Origin of the sequence: Devosia sp. Root635 (assembly GCF_001427605.1) — a bacterium.
In the GTDB taxonomy this organism is placed as follows: domain Bacteria; phylum Pseudomonadota; class Alphaproteobacteria; order Rhizobiales; family Devosiaceae; genus Devosia.
In genome coordinates, this window is sequence record NZ_LMGZ01000021.1 from 1 (window position 1) to 17,312 (window position 17,312).

15 protein-coding genes are annotated in these 17,312 nt (G+C 63.8%); 11 read left to right on the forward strand and 4 right to left on the reverse strand.

Annotated elements, in window-relative coordinates; translation table 11 throughout:
- Positions 1 to 432: 432 nt before the first annotated feature.
- Positions 433 to 1,041, forward strand: coding sequence for a glycerol-3-phosphate 1-O-acyltransferase PlsY (gene plsY, locus ASD80_RS14115; RefSeq protein ID WP_056233963.1), 609 nt, complete (start codon positions 433 to 435; stop codon positions 1,039 to 1,041).
- A gap of 3 nt (positions 1,042 to 1,044) precedes the next feature.
- Positions 1,045 to 2,166, forward strand: coding sequence for a DNA-processing protein DprA (gene dprA / locus ASD80_RS14120; protein WP_056233966.1), 1,122 nt, complete (start codon positions 1,045 to 1,047; stop codon positions 2,164 to 2,166).
- A 165-nt stretch (positions 2,167 to 2,331) separates the two neighbouring features.
- Here the strand turns inward: dprA and murB are convergent, their stop codons facing one another.
- Positions 2,332 to 3,345 carry a UDP-N-acetylmuramate dehydrogenase gene (murB, locus tag ASD80_RS14125; RefSeq protein ID WP_056233969.1) on the reverse strand — a complete coding sequence of 338 codons (1,014 nt, stop codon included), beginning with the start codon at positions 3,343 to 3,345 and terminating at the stop codon, positions 2,332 to 2,334.
- A gap of 142 nt (positions 3,346 to 3,487) precedes the next feature.
- On the opposite strand from murB, the gene topA reads away from it, so the two are divergent.
- Positions 3,488 to 6,115 (forward strand): type I DNA topoisomerase, encoded by a 2,628-nt coding sequence (topA, locus tag ASD80_RS14130; RefSeq protein WP_056233971.1) that lies wholly within the window; start codon positions 3,488 to 3,490, stop codon positions 6,113 to 6,115.
- A 100-nt stretch (positions 6,116 to 6,215) separates the two neighbouring features.
- Here the strand turns inward: topA and ASD80_RS14135 are convergent, their stop codons facing one another.
- Positions 6,216 to 7,253: a dipeptidase gene (locus ASD80_RS14135; RefSeq protein ID WP_056233975.1), complete on the reverse strand. Its 1,038-nt coding sequence runs from the start codon at positions 7,251 to 7,253 to the stop codon at positions 6,216 to 6,218.
- A 441-nt stretch (positions 7,254 to 7,694) separates the two neighbouring features.
- On the opposite strand from ASD80_RS14135, the gene rnr reads away from it, so the two are divergent.
- The 3 genes from rnr (at position 7,695) to rpmG (ending at position 10,787) form a co-directional block, all read left to right on the forward strand.
- A complete protein-coding gene (gene rnr / locus ASD80_RS14140; protein WP_056233978.1) occupies positions 7,695 to 9,980 on the forward strand; it encodes a ribonuclease R in 2,286 nt (761 codons plus the stop codon).
- Positions 9,981 to 9,985: 5 nt separating this feature from the next.
- Positions 9,986 to 10,375 (forward strand): DUF983 domain-containing protein, encoded by a 390-nt coding sequence (locus tag ASD80_RS14145; RefSeq protein WP_244489015.1) that lies wholly within the window; start codon positions 9,986 to 9,988, stop codon positions 10,373 to 10,375.
- 244 nt (positions 10,376 to 10,619) lie between these two features.
- Positions 10,620 to 10,787, forward strand: a complete 168-nt coding sequence (gene rpmG / locus ASD80_RS14150) for a 50S ribosomal protein L33 (RefSeq protein WP_056233989.1) — start codon at positions 10,620 to 10,622, stop codon at positions 10,785 to 10,787.
- A 423-nt stretch (positions 10,788 to 11,210) separates the two neighbouring features.
- On the opposite strand, the gene ASD80_RS14155 is transcribed toward rpmG, so the two are convergent.
- Positions 11,211 to 12,581, reverse strand: a complete 1,371-nt coding sequence (locus tag ASD80_RS14155; RefSeq protein WP_056233992.1) for a PleD family two-component system response regulator — start codon at positions 12,579 to 12,581, stop codon at positions 11,211 to 11,213.
- A 92-nt stretch (positions 12,582 to 12,673) separates the two neighbouring features.
- Positions 12,674 to 13,045, reverse strand: coding sequence for a response regulator (locus ASD80_RS14160; RefSeq protein ID WP_056233995.1), 372 nt, complete (start codon positions 13,043 to 13,045; stop codon positions 12,674 to 12,676).
- A gap of 129 nt (positions 13,046 to 13,174) precedes the next feature.
- Here ASD80_RS14160 and ASD80_RS14165 point away from each other — a divergent pair, with 129 nt between their 5' ends.
- The 5 genes from ASD80_RS14165 (at position 13,175) to ASD80_RS14185 (ending at position 17,285) form a co-directional block, all read left to right on the forward strand.
- The gene (locus ASD80_RS14165) at positions 13,175 to 13,423 is read left to right on the forward strand and encodes a DUF3572 family protein (RefSeq protein WP_162247368.1); all 249 of its coding nucleotides are present in this window, start codon (positions 13,175 to 13,177) and stop codon (positions 13,421 to 13,423) included.
- Between the two features lie 3 nt (positions 13,424 to 13,426).
- Positions 13,427 to 14,752, forward strand: a complete 1,326-nt coding sequence (locus ASD80_RS14170; RefSeq protein WP_056234003.1) for a DNA polymerase IV — start codon at positions 13,427 to 13,429, stop codon at positions 14,750 to 14,752.
- Positions 14,749 to 15,207 (forward strand): RidA family protein, encoded by a 459-nt coding sequence (locus tag ASD80_RS14175; protein WP_056234006.1) that lies wholly within the window; start codon positions 14,749 to 14,751, stop codon positions 15,205 to 15,207. Before ASD80_RS14170 ends, ASD80_RS14175 begins: the two co-directional genes overlap by 4 nt.
- A gap of 61 nt (positions 15,208 to 15,268) precedes the next feature.
- Positions 15,269 to 16,027: a glycerophosphodiester phosphodiesterase family protein gene (locus ASD80_RS14180; protein WP_056234009.1), complete on the forward strand. Its 759-nt coding sequence runs from the start codon at positions 15,269 to 15,271 to the stop codon at positions 16,025 to 16,027.
- A gap of 79 nt (positions 16,028 to 16,106) precedes the next feature.
- On the forward strand, positions 16,107 to 17,285 hold the full coding sequence (locus tag ASD80_RS14185) for a GNAT family N-acetyltransferase (RefSeq protein WP_156460465.1): 1,179 nt from the start codon (positions 16,107 to 16,109) through the stop codon (positions 17,283 to 17,285).
- Positions 17,286 to 17,312: the final 27 nt, after the last annotated feature.

Below are 17,312 nucleotides of genomic sequence, written 5' to 3' on the forward strand. Positions count from 1 at the left end.
GTGTTGGCGATGCGCTTGCAGATACCGCCGGCGGGTGCGTCAATGTCCAGCCAGCGTTTAGAAACGTCGATTCCTATCCAGGTCGGTGATAGCGTCATGAGGCCTGTCCCTGTGATGCGAGGTCCATTGCAACTGGCCTCGTGCAACTGTTCAGGTGGTCAAGAGCGGGCGGGGACCCGTGCCGGCTCGCGGTCTCACAACCTGGGACCCAACGGTCTCCCGCCCGCGTCAATCATGACACAATCAAACAACACAGGGGCCCATCCTGAGGTCGCGCCCCAGCCGCAAGGTGGTTGGTTTGAACCACCGGACTTGCCTCACCATCTCGGGATGGATCCCGGCTCAAGGCCGGGATGACATCGAGTTGGGGAAGCCCCCTTGTGGGAACCACCGCGCTGGGGCTACTTTTCTGCACAATTTGAGAGGAAACCAATGCCAACCGACCTGATGCCGCTGCTCTACGCCATCGTCCTCGGCTATCTCTGCGGCTCCGTCCCCTTCGGCCTGCTGCTCACCCGCGCCGCCGGGCTTGGCGACATCCGCGATATCGGCTCGGGCAATATCGGGGCGACCAATGTGCTGCGCACCGGCAATCGCTGGGTCGCCGGTGCCACGCTCGTCCTCGACGCCGCCAAGGCCGCCCTGCCCATTCTCGTCGCCCGCTACTGCTGGGGCGAAAACGCCGCCATGCTCGCCGCCATCGGCGCCTTGCTCGGACACTGCTTCCCGGTCTGGCTCAATTTCAAGGGCGGCAAGGGCGTCTCGGTGATGATCGGCTCGCTCCTCGCCCTTTCCTGGCCGGTCGGCCTCATCTTCTGCGCCGTCTGGCTGGTCATCGCCTTCGCCCAGAAAATGAGTTCGCTCGCCGCGCTCACCGCCGCCGCCACCGCGCCGATCTTCGCCTTTGTCGTGGTCAATGAATGGCTGGCCGGCGCCATTGCCGTCATGGCCATCGTCCTTTTCTTCCAGCACCGCGAAAACATCGCCCGGCTGATGGCCGGCACCGAGCCAAAAATCGGCTCGGAGAAAAAGGCCTCCTAGCCGTTGGCGCCGCGCCCGGCTGCCACTCTCACCGATACCCAGCGCCGCGATTGGCTGCGCCTGCTGCGCACCGACAATGTCGGCCCCGCCACCTTCCGCCAGTTGCTGACCCGTTTTGGCTCGGCCGATGCCGCACTCGACGCCCTGCCCGGCCTGCTCAGGCGCACCGCCAAGCCCCTTCGCATCCCCACGCAATCCGAGGCCGAAGATGAAATCGCCGGCCTTTCCCGCTATGGCGCCCGCCTCGTCGCCGGCGGCGAACCCGATTATCCGCCGCTCCTCGCCTATATCCCCGCCGCCCCGCCGCTCGTCACCATGGCCGGCGGCCAGAACCTCGATTGGCTCCGCACCGTCGCCATTGTCGGCGCCCGCAACGCCTCGGCCGCCGGCATCAAGATGACCCGCCTCTTGGCCGGCGATCTCGGCGAGCGCGGTTACACCGTGGTCTCCGGCCTCGCCCGCGGCATCGACACGGCGGCCCACCGCGCCACGCTCACCACGGGCACCATCGCCGTCCTGGCCGGTGGTTTCGACAAGATTTATCCCGACGAAAACATCCCCCTCGCCCACGACATTCTCGACAATGGCGGGTGCCTGCTCACCGAAATGCCGCTGGGCTGGGAACCCCGCGCCCGCGACTTCCCCAGACGTAACCGGCTGGTTTCCGGTCTCTCCCTCGGCGTCGTCGTGGTCGAAGCCGCCAAGCGCAGCGGTTCGCTCATCACCGCCCGCCTGGCGCTGGAGCAGAACCGCGACGTCTTCGCCGTCCCCGGCTCCCCACTCGATCCGCGCGCCGAAGGCGGCAATACCCTCATCCAGCAGGGCGCCAAACTCATCACCGGCGCAGCAGACATCGTGGAAACCCTGGGCAGTGCCGACCCGTCCCGCAACGCCCTCTTCGACCGCGATTGGGAACCCGACCTCCTCCCAGATACGCCGCCACCCAGCGAAGATGACCGCTCCCGCCTGCTCTCCTCGCTCAGCGCCACGCCGATCGACGTCGACGAACTAGTCCGCCAGTCCGGCCTCCCCGCCTCCGCCATGCAGATGTTGCTGCTCGAACTCGACCTCGCCGGCCAGATCGAATGGTCCAGCGGTCAGCTGGTAGCGCTGAAATACAGCTAGACCCCCTCATCCGCCCTTCGGGCACCTTCTCCTACGAGGGGAGAAGGGGACTCGGTGGTTAGCCAGGAGTGGAGCCACCCCTCGCCCCTTGTGGGAGAGGGGGATTTTTGCGGCGTTCAGCCGGAAAAATCGGGTGAGGGGTTGCCGCCGCAAACTCGATGCCAGCTAGCAGAACACCGGCTCCTCATGCAGTTGCACGCCAAACCGCTCCCGTACCGTCAACTTCACATGCTCGGCCAGCGCCCGCACATCCCCGGCCACGGCCCCACCATAATTCACCAGCACCAGCGCATGCCGCTCCGACATGCCCACCGGTCCCAGCCGAAACCCCTTGAGCTCGCTTTTCTCGATCAGCCACCCGGCCGACAGCTTCAACCGTCCATCCGCCTGCGGAAAAACCGGGGCGGCTGGAAACTCCGCCAGCACCGGTTCAGCGTCCGCCACCGAAACGATCGGATTCTGGAAAAACGAGCCGGCATTGGGCGTCACCCGCCAGTCCGGCAGCTTGGAATTTCGCAGCGCCACGACCCGGTCCATCAACGCGTGCGGCGTCACATCTCCGGCAATATCTGCCAGGCCCGCAAAATTCTGGTTGGGCACCCATGGTGTCGGCAGCAGCAGGCGCAGCGACAGGACCACGTAGCGATCGGGTTCGTGCTTGAACAGGCTGTCGCGATAGGCAAACGCACATTCCTCCCTGAGGAATGTTCGCGCCGTTCCGGTCACGCGGTCATAGGCGACCAGGGATTCGAGCACATCGGCCACTTCGACCCCATAGGCCCCGATATTCTGCACCGGTGCTGCGCCAACCGTGCCCGGGATGAGAGCGAGATTTTCGATCCCGCCCAGGCCCTGCCCGACGGTCCAGGCCACCAGGTCATGCCAGGTCTCGCCCGCCGCGGCTTCAACGAGCACCCCGTGCTTGTTGGTCTCCACGATGCGCCGGCCCCGGATCGCCATCACAGCGGTAATGCCGTCAAACTGGGGCGCCAGTACCACATTGCTGCCCCCGCCCAATATGCGCAAAGGCAGGCCCTGCGCCGCAGAAGCCGCCAGCACCTCGGCCACCATGGCTGGCTCGGTAATAGACACGCCCAGGCGCGAATGCGCGCCCAGCGCCAGCGTATTATGCGCCGAAAGGTCGAAATCCGGAATCAAGGCAAGGCTCGAATGGGTCATTGCGGTGCCCTATCAGAATCGGCCGCAAAAATCCTCTCTCTAAGAGAGAGCGCATCGCCACCTCGTTTGCCTGCATTGACACCGCATCGCGGCTTCACCATGTTGCGCCACTTCTTATAAAGCGTTGCGGAACGGGTATTCCATGAAGGTCGTCGTCGTTGAAAGTCCGGCTAAAGCCAAGACAATCAACAAATATCTGGGTTCAGGCTATGAAGTCCTGGCCTCTTTTGGCCATGTCCGCGACCTGCCGGCCAAGGATGGGTCGGTCCGTCCCGACGAAGACTTCGCCATGTCCTGGGAGGTCGATACCGCCTCCCGCAAGCGCCTTTCCGATATCGCCAATGCCCTCAAGGGCGCCGATGGCCTGATCCTCGCCACCGACCCGGATCGCGAAGGCGAGGCCATTTCCTGGCACGTGCTCGATGTTCTGCGCCAGAAGAAGGCCCTCAAGAAGGACACCCCGGTCCAGCGCGTGGTGTTCAACGCCATCACCAAGGACGCCGTCACCACGGCAATGGCCAGCCCGCGCGAAATCGACATGCCGCTGGTCGATGCCTACCTGGCCCGCCGCGCCCTCGACTACCTCGTCGGCTTCACCCTCTCGCCCATCCTCTGGCGCAAGCTGCCCGGCTCCCGTTCGGCCGGCCGCGTGCAATCGGTCGCTTTGCGCCTGGTCTCCGACCGCGAAGCCGAAATCGAAAAGTTCAAGGCGGATGAATATTGGTCCGTCGAGGCCAAGCTGGCCCAGTCCGGCAAGAGCTTCCTGGCCCGTCTGTTCTCGGTCGATGGCAAGAAGACCGACAAGCTCGATATCAAGACCGGCGAAAATGCCGCCGAGCTGAAACAGCTCATCGAAGCCGGCCAGTTCAACGTCTCAAACGTCGAAAAAAAGCCGACCAGGCGCAATCCCTATGCGCCCTTCACCACCTCCTCGCTGCAGCAGGACGCCTCCTCGCGCCTTGGCCTGTCGCCATCACGCACGATGCAGATCGCCCAGCGCCTCTACGAAGACGGCCTCATCACCTATATGCGAACCGACGCCGTGCAGATGGCCCCCGAGGGCATCGCCATGGCCCGGTCGGTGATCGGGAAATATTTCGGCGAGGAATACCTCCCCGAAAAGCCCCGCATCTACCAGACCAAGGCCAAGAACGCCCAGGAAGCGCACGAGGCCATCCGCCCGACGGATATGTTCAAGCGCCCCGAACAACTCCATATCGATGCCGACCAGGCCAAGCTCTATGGCCTGATCTGGCGCCGCACCCTCGCCTCTCAGATGAAATCCGCCGAGATCGACCGCACCAGTGTCGACATCGCGGTCAATATCCCCGGCCGCGCGGTGGAACTGCGGGCCGTCGGCTCCGTCGTCACCTTCCCCGGCTTCCTCAAGCTCTATGGCGTCGAGGTCAAGTCCGACGAGCCTGATGACGAGGATGAGGAAAGCCGCGAACTGCCCCCGCTGGCTGTCGGCGACAAGCCCAGCCTGCAGCAGGTCGATATCGAGCAGCATTTCACCCAGCCGCCCAGCCGCTATACCGAAGCCAGCCTCATCAAGAAGATGGAAGAGCTCGGCATCGGCCGCCCCTCGACCTACGCGGCAACCCTCACCACCCTCAAGGACCGCGACTATGTCCGCCTCGAGGGCAAGGCCCTGCATCCCGAAGACCGCGGCCGCATCGTTACCGCCTTCCTCGAAAATTTCTTCAACCGCTATGTGGAATACGGTTTCACCGCCGGGCTCGAAGAACAGCTCGACGAGATTTCGGCCGGCGACCTCGACTACAAGCAGGTGCTGCGCGACTTCTGGCGCGATTTCACCGCGGCCACCGAGGAGATCAAGGATCTCCGCGTCTCCGAAGTGCTCGATGCGCTCAACGAGGCCCTGGCCAGCCGCATCTTCCCGCCCAGGGAAGACGGTTCCGATCCCCGCCGCTGCCCCACTTGCGGCACCGGCCAGCTCTCGCTGAAACTCGGCAAGTTCGGCGCCTTCATCGGCTGCTCCAACTATCCCGAATGCAAGCACACGATGCAGCTTTCGGACGCGGCCTCCGGCCAATCCAGCGAGGCCGCCGTCGGAGACGGCATTCTCGGCACCGATCCGGAATCGGGCGAGGAAGTCTTCCTCAAATCCGGCCGTTTCGGTCCCTATGTCCAGCTCGGCGACGGCAAGGAGCCCAAGCGCTCCTCGCTCCCCAAGGGCTGGGATTCGGCCGCCCTGACGCTGGAAGGCGCGCTCAAGCTCCTCTCCCTGCCGCGCGAAGTCGGCCTTCACCCGGAAACCGGCCTGCCCATCTCGGCTGGCCTCGGCCGCTACGGCCCCTTCGTGCTGCATGACGGCAAATATGCCAACCTGCCCGACGTCGAGGAAGTCTTCACCGTCGGCCTCAACCGCGCCGTCGACCTCATCGCGCAAAAAGCCGCCGGCGGCTTCCAACGGGGCAGTGTCTCGGCAATCAAGACCTTCGAGCATGACGGTGGGCCCATCAAGATCGCCATCGGTCGCTTCGGCCCCTACGCCAATCAGGGCAAGGTCTACGCCAACATTCCCAAGGATACCAAGCCTGAGGATGTGACGCTGGAGCAGGCGATTGCGCTGATTGCCGCCAAGATCGAAGCTGGGGGCGGCAGGAAGAAGGCACCGGCCAAGAAGGCTGCCGCCAAGAAGCCGGCAGCGAAATCCACGAGCGCGAAAAAGCCGGCCGCCAAGAAAGCACCAGCAAAAAAGGCCGCGCCGAAGAAGACGGTAAAGGCGGAAGACGTTCCGTTCTAGCAAGGAGTGGCGTTCCCCTCGCCCCTGTGGGAGAGGGCCGAACAATCCGCGTTCAGCGGATTTTTCGGCTAAGGGGTCTCTCCGCTTGCCGAGCGACGCCCTACTTCATCACCCGCTCCACCATTCCTACCCAGTTCCCCAGCGCGATCTTGCCGACCAGCTCGGTTCCATAGCCCTTGTCCAGCAACGCCTGCAGCAGCCGCCGCACGCCCGTCACATCCCCGATGACCGCTGGCACCATGGCTCCGTCGAAATCCGATCCCAGTGCAACGCCGTCCTCGCCCAGCGCGTCCACCAGCGCATCGACATGACGGACCATCACCTCGATTTCCGTGTCGGCCACGAATTTCCCATCCGGTCGCAAAAAACCCGTGGCGAAATTCAGCCCCACAATCCCCTTGCTCTCGGCAATGGCGGCCAGTTGCCAGTCCACCAGGTTGCGCGCATGGGGGCTGATCGCATGCACATTGGAATGCGTCGCCACCAGCGGATGGCTGCTGATCGCGGCCACGTCGCGGAACCCCGCGGCATTGAGATGGCTGAGATCGAGCATCACGCCCATGCCATTGCACACCCGCACCAGTTCCTTGCCCGCATCGCTCAGCCCCGGCCCGATATCGGGGTCGACACTGTGCCGGAACGGCACCCCGGTCCCGAATTCATTGGCCCGGCTCCAGGTAATGCCGATCGACCGCAGCCCGGCCGCATAGAGCAGCTCCAGCGACCGGAACTCGGTATCGATGGCCTCAGCCCCCTCGATATGGAAAATCGCCGCCAGCGTGTCCGCCGCCAGCGCCGCGCGCAGTTCCGCTGCATTGCGGCACACCGCCAGCGCCCCCGCCCGCTCCAACCTGAATAGTATCGACGCCATCCCGCTGGTCGACGCCATCGCATCGCTCCAGGCCAGCTCCGGCGGCAGGTCGGGGCTGAGCGCGGCACTCACCGTGGCAAGCCCGGTCTTGAGCGGTGGCGGAAACATGGCGAAAAACCCACCCGCCATGCCGGCCGCCCTGGCCCGCGGCAGATCGATATGCCCCTCCCTGCCCCCCTCGATGAACGCCCGCTCCTTGTCGGCCCCCTCTGCCTCCAGCAAGCGCAGCAGGGTGTCGTTATGGCCGTCGAAGAAGGGAATGGTCATGGGATGGTCCGGGGAATCGGCGATTGGACAGGCACTCTACCACCTCTTGTCGGACTCTCAGTCGACCACCCTCCTCCTTGCGGGGATATGAAATTGGCAGGCTGCAATGTTTCAGTCGTCTCCCTCCCCCTTGCGGGGCTTGGAGCGACCCGAAGGGTCAAATCGCTCCATGGAGCGATTTGAGTGAACAAGGCCATGAGGGCTGTGCCCGAATGGCTGGATCAAGGGTGGGGATGTTTGGCCCCGATATCCGGGCTAAACGACACCCCCTCCCAACCTCCCCCCGTCAAGGGGGAGGAACCGCGCGGCGGACGTGGCGAGGTCGTGCCAGCCCATATGCGATAGCCGTCCCCGCAAGGGGGAGGGAGAGCGAGATAGGACAAATTGGCAATCCCGCTGCGGATGCCCTATCTATCGGCCACCTTTCTCAGAAACGACCCAATGGCCAAGCCACCTATCAAAAAACCCCGCAACACGTCCGGCCCGCGCCGCGCCACCTCCCCGCGCGCGACCGAGCTGCCCACCCGCGAGCAACTCCTCGAAGCCCTCGCCCAGCAATCCGATATCAAGGGCAAGCGCGATCTCGCCAAGGTCTTCGGCATTCGCGGCGACATGCGCCGTCCCTTCAAGGCCATGCTGGCCGAGTTGGAGGGCGAAGGCATCATCACGCGCACGCGCAAAGCCCTGCGCCGCACCGCCGCCTTGCCCCACGTCACCGTGCTCGATATTCCCGTCGATGCCGATCCCGACGATCTCCACGCCTATCCGGCCCAGTGGAACGAGGAGGAAGGCGACAAGCCCCGCGTCACCGTACTTGGCGGCCGCGACGCCCGTGTCGTCCCCGCTCCCGGCGACCGCATCCTGGCCCGCATCGATGCCGGCGAGGGCGACGTCCCCGTCTACACCGCCAAGGCGATGAAAATCCTCGACAAGCCGCGCCGCGGCCAGATCGGCATTGTCCGCATGGATGATGATGGTGCCCGCCTCATCCCGGTGGATCGCAAGCAGAAGGAAATGCGCATTCCGCTCGGCGACCTGCTCGATGCCAGGGACGGCGACCTCGTCGAAGTGGAAGTCAAACTCTCCGGCCGCCTGATGATCCCGCGCGCCAAGGTGACATCCGTCATCGGCAACCCGGCATCCGAAGGCGCCGTCAGCCTCATCGCCATCCACAATCTGGAAATCCCCTATCATTTCCCCGCCTCCGTCATCCGCGAGGCCGAGGAGGCGAAGGAAGCCACGCTCAAGGGCCGCGAAGACTGGCGCGACCTTCCCCTGGTCACCATCGACCCACCCGACGCCAAGGACCACGACGACGCCGTCCACGCTGCGCCCGACGAGGACCCGGCCAATCCCGGCGGCCATGTCGTCACCGTGGCCATTGCCGATGTCGCCGCCTATATCCGCCCCGGCACGGCGCTCGACCGCGAAGCCTATCTGCGCGGCAATTCGGTCTATTTCCCCGACCGGGTCGTGCCCATGCTGCCCGAGCGCATCTCCAACGAACTCTGCTCGCTCAAGCAAGGCGAGCCGCGCGCCGCCCTGGCGGTTCGCATGGTCATGGGCGCCGATGGCAAAAAGCTCCGCCACAGCTTCCATCGCATTCTCATGCGCTCGGCCGCCAAGCTCAGCTACGGCCAAGCCCAAGCCGCCATCGACGGCAATGCCGACGACCAGACCGGCCCCTTGCTGGACACCATCCTGCGCCCCCTCTGGGCCGCCTATGACGCAATGGCCTCGGCGCGGGACAAGCGCGGCCCGCTCGATCTCGACTTGCCCGAACGCAAGATCGTGCTCGATGACAAGGGATTGGTGAAGGACATCCGCATTCCCGAACGCCTCGACGCCCACCGCCTCATCGAGGAAATGATGATCGCCGCCAATGTCGCGGCCGCCGAAACGCTGGAAGAAAAACACACGCCTCTGCTCTACCGCGTGCACGATGTGCCCAGTAGCGAAAAGCTGGAAGCCCTGCGCGACTTCCTCGGTTCGCTCGATATTTCGGTGAAGAAGTCAGATGCGGTCCGCGCCAGCGATTTCAACGGCATCCTCACTCAGGCCCGCAAGGCCGGCAATGTCGAACAGGTGTCGGAAATGGTGCTCCGCAGCCAGGCCCAGGCCGTCTACGACAACGAGAATCTGGGCCATTTCGGCCTCAACCTCGACCGCTATGCCCACTTCACCTCGCCCATCCGCCGCTATGCCGATCTCATCGTCCACCGCGCCCTGATCGCGGCCCTCGGCCTGGGCGCCGATGGCCTCAGCGAAAACGAAGCCTTGCGTCTGCCCGGCATCGCCCAGCACATCTCGGCCACCGAGCGCCGCGCCATGCTGGCCGAGCGTGAGACCGCCGATCGCCTGCTGGCGCAATTCCTCGCTGCCCAGATCGGCGCCCGCTTCGAGGGCCGCATATCGGGCGTCACCCGCTCGGGCCTTTTCGTCCGCCTGCTCGAAACCGGCGCCGACGGCTTCATCCCCGCCTCTACCCTGGGCGAGGACTATTACCGCTATACCGAAGACCAGCAGGCCATGATCGGCGATCGCACCGGCGAGAAATTCGCCCTGGGCGACCGCGTCACCGTCCGCCTGCTCGAAGCCGCTCCAGTGGCCGGCGCCCTGCGCTTCGAGCTGCTATCCGAGGGCACGCGCGGCAATCCGTCATCTGGCCGGCGCGGCCAGAAGCGCCCATCTAGGTCTTACGGCCCGCGGGGCCGGAAGAAGAGGTAATGGGAATGGGTTCGAAGAGTCTTGAGGAGCGCAGTGTCGGTCAGGCCATGTGGCGGGGCACGCTGTGCAAGTGTCCCCATTGCGGCAAGGGCCGCATGTTCCGCGCCTATCTCAAGGTGACCGATCAGTGCGAAGCCTGTGGCGAACAGCTCAACCTGCATCGCGCCGATGACTTCCCGCCCTATATCGCCATCATGATCGTCGGCCACCTGCTGGTCGGTCTCATGCTGCATATGGACATGGCCTATCACGTCAATCCGCTGACCTATCTCTATACCATGGTCCCGCTCGGCATCGTGCTGCCGTTGCTTATCCTCCCCTCGGTCAAGGGGTCCATAGTGGGCCTGCAATGGGCCAACCACATGTACGGCTTCGGCACCGGCCAGGTGGACTGAGTGCCACGCCCTCGTGGTTCGAGGGTCGCTACGCTCCCGCCTCACCATGAGGGCTACTCTTGATGCGGTAGCCCAGCAGCCCTCATGGTGAGGTGCGCGTTCTTCACGCGCCTCGGACCACGAGGGCGTGGTACCATGGTAAGGATACACTGCGTCTTGACTTCCGGATCAAAATCCGTAGGTTGCGCCCAAATTCAAAGCGCCGCCATTTCGCGGCGCCTTATTGTTTGTCGAGGACACCCCAATGGCCAAAGCCGCTTCCGTCAAGATCAAGCTCGTGTCGACGGCTGATACTGGCTACTACTACGTCACCAAGAAGAACGCTCGCACCCAGACCGAGAAGCTCTCGTACAACAAGTACGATCCGGTTGTGCGCAAGCACGTCGAATTCAAGGAAGCCAAGATCAAGTAGTCTGGTTTTCTACCTGCTGAAAAGCGCGAAAGCCCCGCATTGAAAATGCGGGGCTTTTTGCTGTCCGTTTAACGAGAGCCCGATCTCGATGCTAACAGTACGTTAACGCATTCACCCCAAGTGTGAACGGCGTCGGACCGGAAGTTCGCTGCTGAAATGGATGAGTGGCTGGTCCGGAGCGGCATGTCGAAGAGGCCACTCTGTCCGCATCCGGACCAACCGCCCTACGGGACTCAGGAGTTGCGGCGGACCTGAGAGAAGCCGTAGGGAACCCTCAGCGACTGTCCCAAAATGGGTCACTCACTGTGTTGAGGGCAACCTACCGCTTGCCGGCGAAAACTCAAGCAGAACCAGCCGCTTGCAGCCGGTAAGCTCTTGTTAATTATAACGGATAACCCTAACGCGTCCAATTGCGCAGAGTTTTCAAGCCGCGTCGAAGACGACCCGGTTCCGCCCCTCGCGCTTGGCGCGGTAGAGCGCTACGTCGGCCCGCTTGATCAGCGATTCCGGCGTGTCGGCGTCACTCTCGTTCAGCGTCACACCGGCCGACACCGTGACCGATAGCGGCCTTCCGGCATTGACCTCGAAACTGCGCTCCGCGATCGACTGGCGCACCCGCTCGGCCACGAGTTCGGCTTGGGCATAATCGGTGTCCGGCATCAGCACGACAAATTCCTCGCCGCCGAATCTACAAGCAAGATCAACGCCTCTGATGTTTCGCTTCAAGCGTGCTGCGAACTCCTTGAGCACCGCATCGCCGATATCGTGGCCATAGCCGTCATTGACCGCCTTGAAGTGGTCGATATCCAGGATCATCAGCGCCATGTCACGCGCCTGGCTCTGCGCCTTGCCCAGCATCACGCCGAGATGGCGGTCGAAATAGCGCCGGTTGTAGAGCCCGGTCATGTCGTCGGTCACGGCCAAGGCCATGGTATTGTTGACGCTTTGCCGCAGCTCCAGCGCATAGCGGTGCCGGCGGATTTGTGTACGCACCCGCGCCGCCAGCTCGTTGCGCTCCACCGGCCGCGAGATGAAGTCATTGACCCCCAGGTCCAGCGCCCGCACCACCTTGGGCTTGTCGGCCTCCTCCGACATCAGAATGATCGGCAGGTTGCGCGTATGCTCCAGCGTGCGGATTTGCGAGCATACCCGCAGCGGATCGAAATCGGTTAGGGCCATGGCCACCAGCGCCAATTCGTAATTGGCGCCAGTGACTTGGAATACCGCATCGGCCGGCTGGATCAAGATATCCACGTCGTGCTCAGGTGTGAGATAACCCTTGATACGTTCGGCATGGCGCTGATCGGTGTCGACGATGAGAATGGAGCCGCCAGTCGTATTGATCTTGTCCATCGCCCGCATCGCGTCTTCGATGGCGATCTGCTGTCCGGTCATGGCGCGGGCGCGCAGTTCATCGGTCAGCGTTTTGAGGCGCACGAGACTCTTGACGCGCGCCATGAGTTGCATGTCGTCGACCGGCTTGGTCAGGAAGTCGTCAGCGCCGACTTCGAGCCCCTTCACCCGGTCGGAGGGCTGGTCCAGCGCCGTGATCATCAGCACGGGAACATGCTGCGTCCTGGGATTGGCCTTGAGCCGCCGGCAGACCTCGAAGCCGTCCATCTCGGGCATCATGACATCGAGCAAAACGATGTCTATGTCAGAATTATTAGCAATATCAATGGCTTGCAGGCCAGACGAGGCCGTAGCGACCTCGTAGTATTCGGCGGTCAGCCGTGCTTCGAGCAGGCGGACATTGGTGGGGATATCGTCAACGATCAGTACGCGTGCAGTCACTGGAATAGCCCCGAAACCTGTCGCCGGCCGCAGGCGTCCCCCAGCGGCGTCGAGCGGGCTGACCGGGCAGGCAGGCGGGCTGGCTCTGCTGGTCAGGCCGGCCCAATGTAGCGGGCAATAGTTTCCAGAAAGTGAGGCACGGAGATCGGTTTGCTGATGTAACCCTCGCAACCGCCTTGCAGAATCCGTTCCTCGTCGCCCTTCATGGCGAAGGCCGTGACGGCGATGACCGGGATATGGGCCAGGTCGTCATCGTCCTTGAGCCACTTGGTCACCACCAGGCCCGAAACCTCCGGCAATTGGATATCCATGAGAATCAGGTCGGGATGGTGGGCGCGTGCAAGATCGAGCGCCTCCATACCGTTGCGGGTCTGGATGACGGCATAGCCGCGCGATTCCAGCAGATCGTTGAAGAGCTTCATGTTGAGCTCATTGTCCTCAACGATCATCACAGTCTTTGGCATCGGTCCTTCCTCGCGCCGCTAAGGCGCTGGCGGCGCTTCGCTTTGCCGCCCTGTTGAGCTACCATGCAATCTCTTACAAAACACCAAATGAGGCCGGCAGTGCCGCGTTCTGAGACAGTCGAAACTTCCGTGGCTTCACTGGCCGATTCCTGCCTCGGCTATCTCGCGGAAAACCCCGATGAACTGCTGGCTTTCATGCAATTCGCCGGGCTCGACCCGGATAACCTTCGCCGTTCTGTCGGCTCAGCCGCCCTGCAAAACGGCCTCATCGACTATTTTGCCTCAAACGAACCGATTCTGCTCGCCCTCTGCGCAAATTCCGGCACCTCGCCCGAACAGTTCATGCGGGTGTGGCATCGGCTCAACCCCTCGGGGTGATCCGTGGCCCTCGACTGGCTCTGCCGCGATTGCCTGAACCACGGCTCCAGCGCTGCCGTGCCCGCCCGCTGTCCGGGCTGCGGCTCACCGCGTCTGCGCAGCCATGCAGAACTGTTCCAGCTCTCGACCGCTCATGTCGATTGCGACGCCTTCTATGCCTCGGTGGAGAAGCGGGACGATCCCAGCCTGCGCGACAAGCCGCTGATCATCGGCGGCGGCACGCGCGGCGTCGTCTCCACCTGCTGCTACATCGCCCGCCAGTCCGGCGTCCGCTCGGCCATGCCCATGTTCCAGGCCAAGAAACTCTGCCCCGACGCGGTCATCATCAAGCCGAACATGGCCAAATATGTCGGCGTCAGCCGCCAGATTCGCCAATATATGGACGCCCTGACGCCGCTGGTCGAACCGCTCTCCATCGACGAAGCCTTCCTCGATCTGTCGGGCACCCAGGCCCTCCACAAAGCCCCGCCTGCCCTCGTCCTGGCCCGATTCGCCCGCGCCATCGAAACCGACCTCGGTGTCACCATCTCGGTCGGCCTCAGCCACAACAAGTTCCTCGCCAAGGTTGCCTCGGACCTCGACAAGCCGCGCGGCTTCGCCGTTATCGGCAAGGTGGAAACCCTGTCTTTCCTGGCGCCCAGGCCCATCAGCCTGATTTACGGCGTCGGCAAGGTGTTCGCCGAAACCCTGCGTAAGGACGGCCTTACCACGATCGGCCAGTTGCAGAGCGAGCCCCCGGAAAACCTGATGCGCCGCTATGGCGAAACCGGCGCGCGTCTCGCCCGCCTGTCCCGCGGCGAGGATAGCCGCCGCATTTCGCCTGACGGCGAGATGAAAACCGTCTCGTCTGAAACGACATTCAACAGCGATATCAGTGATCTGGATCAGCTTTCTACCGAACTGCTCAATGTCACCGAGCGCCTGTCCGAACGGCTCAAGGCCAAGGGTGTTGTGGGTGACACGGTGACGCTGAAACTCAAATCGGCCGGTTTCCGCTTGCGCACACGCGCCCGGCATTTGATGATCCCCACGCAATTGGCCAATGTGATCTACGAAACCGGCCGGTCGCTGCTGGAGCGCGAGGTCGATGGCACAGCTTTCCGGCTGATTGGAATCGGTGTTTCGGGTATCGATACCGCCGACGGCAGCGATCCGGCCGATTTGCTGGAGCCAGCCATTGCCCGCAAGGCCGCCGCCGAGCGGGCCATGGACCGTGTGCGCAATCGCTTCGGCCGGGAGGCCGTGGTGCGGGGCAAGCTCTACCGAGGCAAGCCGGCGCTCCTGCCGGCAGAACCAGATGACGACCAGAACGAAGGCAACACAAAATGACCAGTCCGATCGAGAAGCTCCGCGAATACGGCTACGAACTGCCCGCGCCCAAGGCCCCGGTCGCCAGCTATGTCCCAGTGACCCGGACCGGCAATATCCTCTACGTCTCCGGCCAGATTTCGGCCGATGCGAACGGCGTGGTCACCGGGCTGCTGGGTGACACCATGAACGTGGTGCAGGGCGGCAATGCCGCCGAACTGGCAGCGATCAACGTGCTCAGCCAGATCGTCCATATGGGCGGCGTGCAGCTGGAAGACATCAAGCGCATCCTCAAGGTGACGGTGCTGGTCGCTTCGACCCCCGAATTCACCGAGCAGCACCTGGTGGCCAATGGCTGCTCGAACCTGCTGGTGGGCGTGCTGGGCGACAAGGGCAAGCATGCCCGCGCGGCCTTCGGCGTCGCCTCCCTGCCCTTTGGCGCGGCGGTCGAGATCGAAGCGGTCGTGGAAGTCTGATCGCTACATCATCGTCACATTCCGGTGTCATTGCAGCATCTCAACCACGAGGAGGGCCATCATGACCGAACCTCTGTTTCCCAATCCGATTGCCCATCGCGGCCTGCATGACCGGGCCAGCGGCATTATCGAGAACAGCGCCAGCGCCTTCGAGGCCGCCATCGTCGCGGGCTTCACCATCGAATGCGACGTACAGCTCAGCAGCGACGGCGTGCCGGTCATCTTCCACGACGATGACATGAAGCGCCTGCTGGGCAAGGACGGCGCCATCGCCGACTGCGCCGCGGCCGAGATCACCACCACCAGGCTGCTCGACAGTGCGGCCGGCGATTGTCCGCAGAAATTCAGCACCTTCCTGGCTCAGATCGCCGGGCGGACGCTGCTGCAGATCGAGCTTAAGCATCAGCGCGACCCGGCCGGCACCCAATTGCTGGCGCGGGCCGTGGCCGAAGCGCTCAAGTCCTATGACGGGCCCGTGACGGTGGAATCGTTCGATCCCCACCTGCTGACGGCCATTCGGCAGTTCGGCTTTGCCGGTCCGCGGGGCATCATCACCTATGACTATGAGCCCAACGAGTGGGACGGCCACCTGACCGAGGAGCAACGCTTCACCCTGCGGCACCTGCTGCACTGGCACGAGACGCAGTTCGATTTCATCTCCTGCGACAGGAATGCCCTGCAACTCCCGGCCATCAACTTCTGGCGGGCTCTCGGCAAGCCGGTGACGGGTTGGACCATTCGCTCGCAGGCCGAGGCGGACGCGGCACGCCCCTATGCCGACCAGATCGTCTTCGAAGGCTTCTCGCCCAAATCCGCGTGATCGTTCGCCGGCACAACCTTACATTGGCCGGCGAAAGGTCCTATCTTTGGCCGACCATTGACTCCCGCCGGGATTTCCCTTGGCAGACCAGCCCACTTTTCGCGCCACCATCCATCCCAGCACCGCGAGCATTCCCGCCGCCGTGTGGAACAGCCTTGTGCCCTCGACCGACGGGCGCAGCGACAACCCGTTTCTCGACCACGCCTTTTTCCTGGCGCTGGAAGAGTCAGGCTGTGCCACCGGGCGCACCGGCTGGCAGCCGCAACACATCCTGCTGAGCGACGACAGCGGCCAGCCGCGCGGCCTGATGCCGCTCTTCCTCAAGTCCCATTCCATGGGTGAATATGTCTTCGACCATGGCTGGGCCGACGCGTTGGAGCGGGCCGGCGGCCACTACTATCCCAAGCTGCAATGCTCGGTGCCCTTCACCCCGGCCACCGCACCCAAGCTGCTGGTGCCCTCCGGCGACCCCACGATCCGCGCCGCGCTGCTCTCGACGGCCCAGCAATTGGCCATCCAGCGCAACGCCTCTTCGGTCCACGCCACCTTTGTCCCGGAAGCCGAGGCCGGGGAAATCGAAGCCGATGGCTGGCTCAAGCGCGCCGATACGCAGTTCCACTGGCACAACCAGGGCTTTGCCAGCTTCGACGACTTCCTCGACACGCTCTCCTCGCGCAAGCGCAAGACCATCCGCCGCGAGCGGCGCGACGCGCTGGCCGGTGGCCTGACCGTCAAGTGGCTCTCCGGCAGCGACCTGCGCGAAGAGCACTGGGACGCGTTCTACGCCTTCTACGAGGATACCGGTGCCCGCAAATGGGGCCGGCCCTATCTCAACCGCGAATTCTTCTCGCGGCTGAACGCAACAATGGCCGACCGCATCGTGCTGATGCTGGCTTATGACGGGCCCGAAGCCATTGCCGGCGCCATCAACTTCGTCGGCAAGGACCGCATTTTCGGTCGCAACTGGGGCTGCACCCGCGAGGTGCCGTTCCTGCATTTCGAGCTCTGCTACTACCAGGCCATCGACTATGCCATCGCTCACAAGCTGGACGTGGTGGAAGCCGGCGCGCAGGGCGAACACAAGCTGGCACGGGGCTATGCGCCGGCAACCACCTGGTCGACCCACTGGATCGCCCATCCCGGTCTGCGCGAGGCCGTGGCCGACTATCTCGGGCACGAGCGCGCCTCGGTCGAGCGAAACCAGGAGCTGCTCGAGCAATTCACCCCCTTCCGCAAGGGTGAGCGGACGGGCAGATAGATGCCACGCCCTCATGGTGAGGTGCGA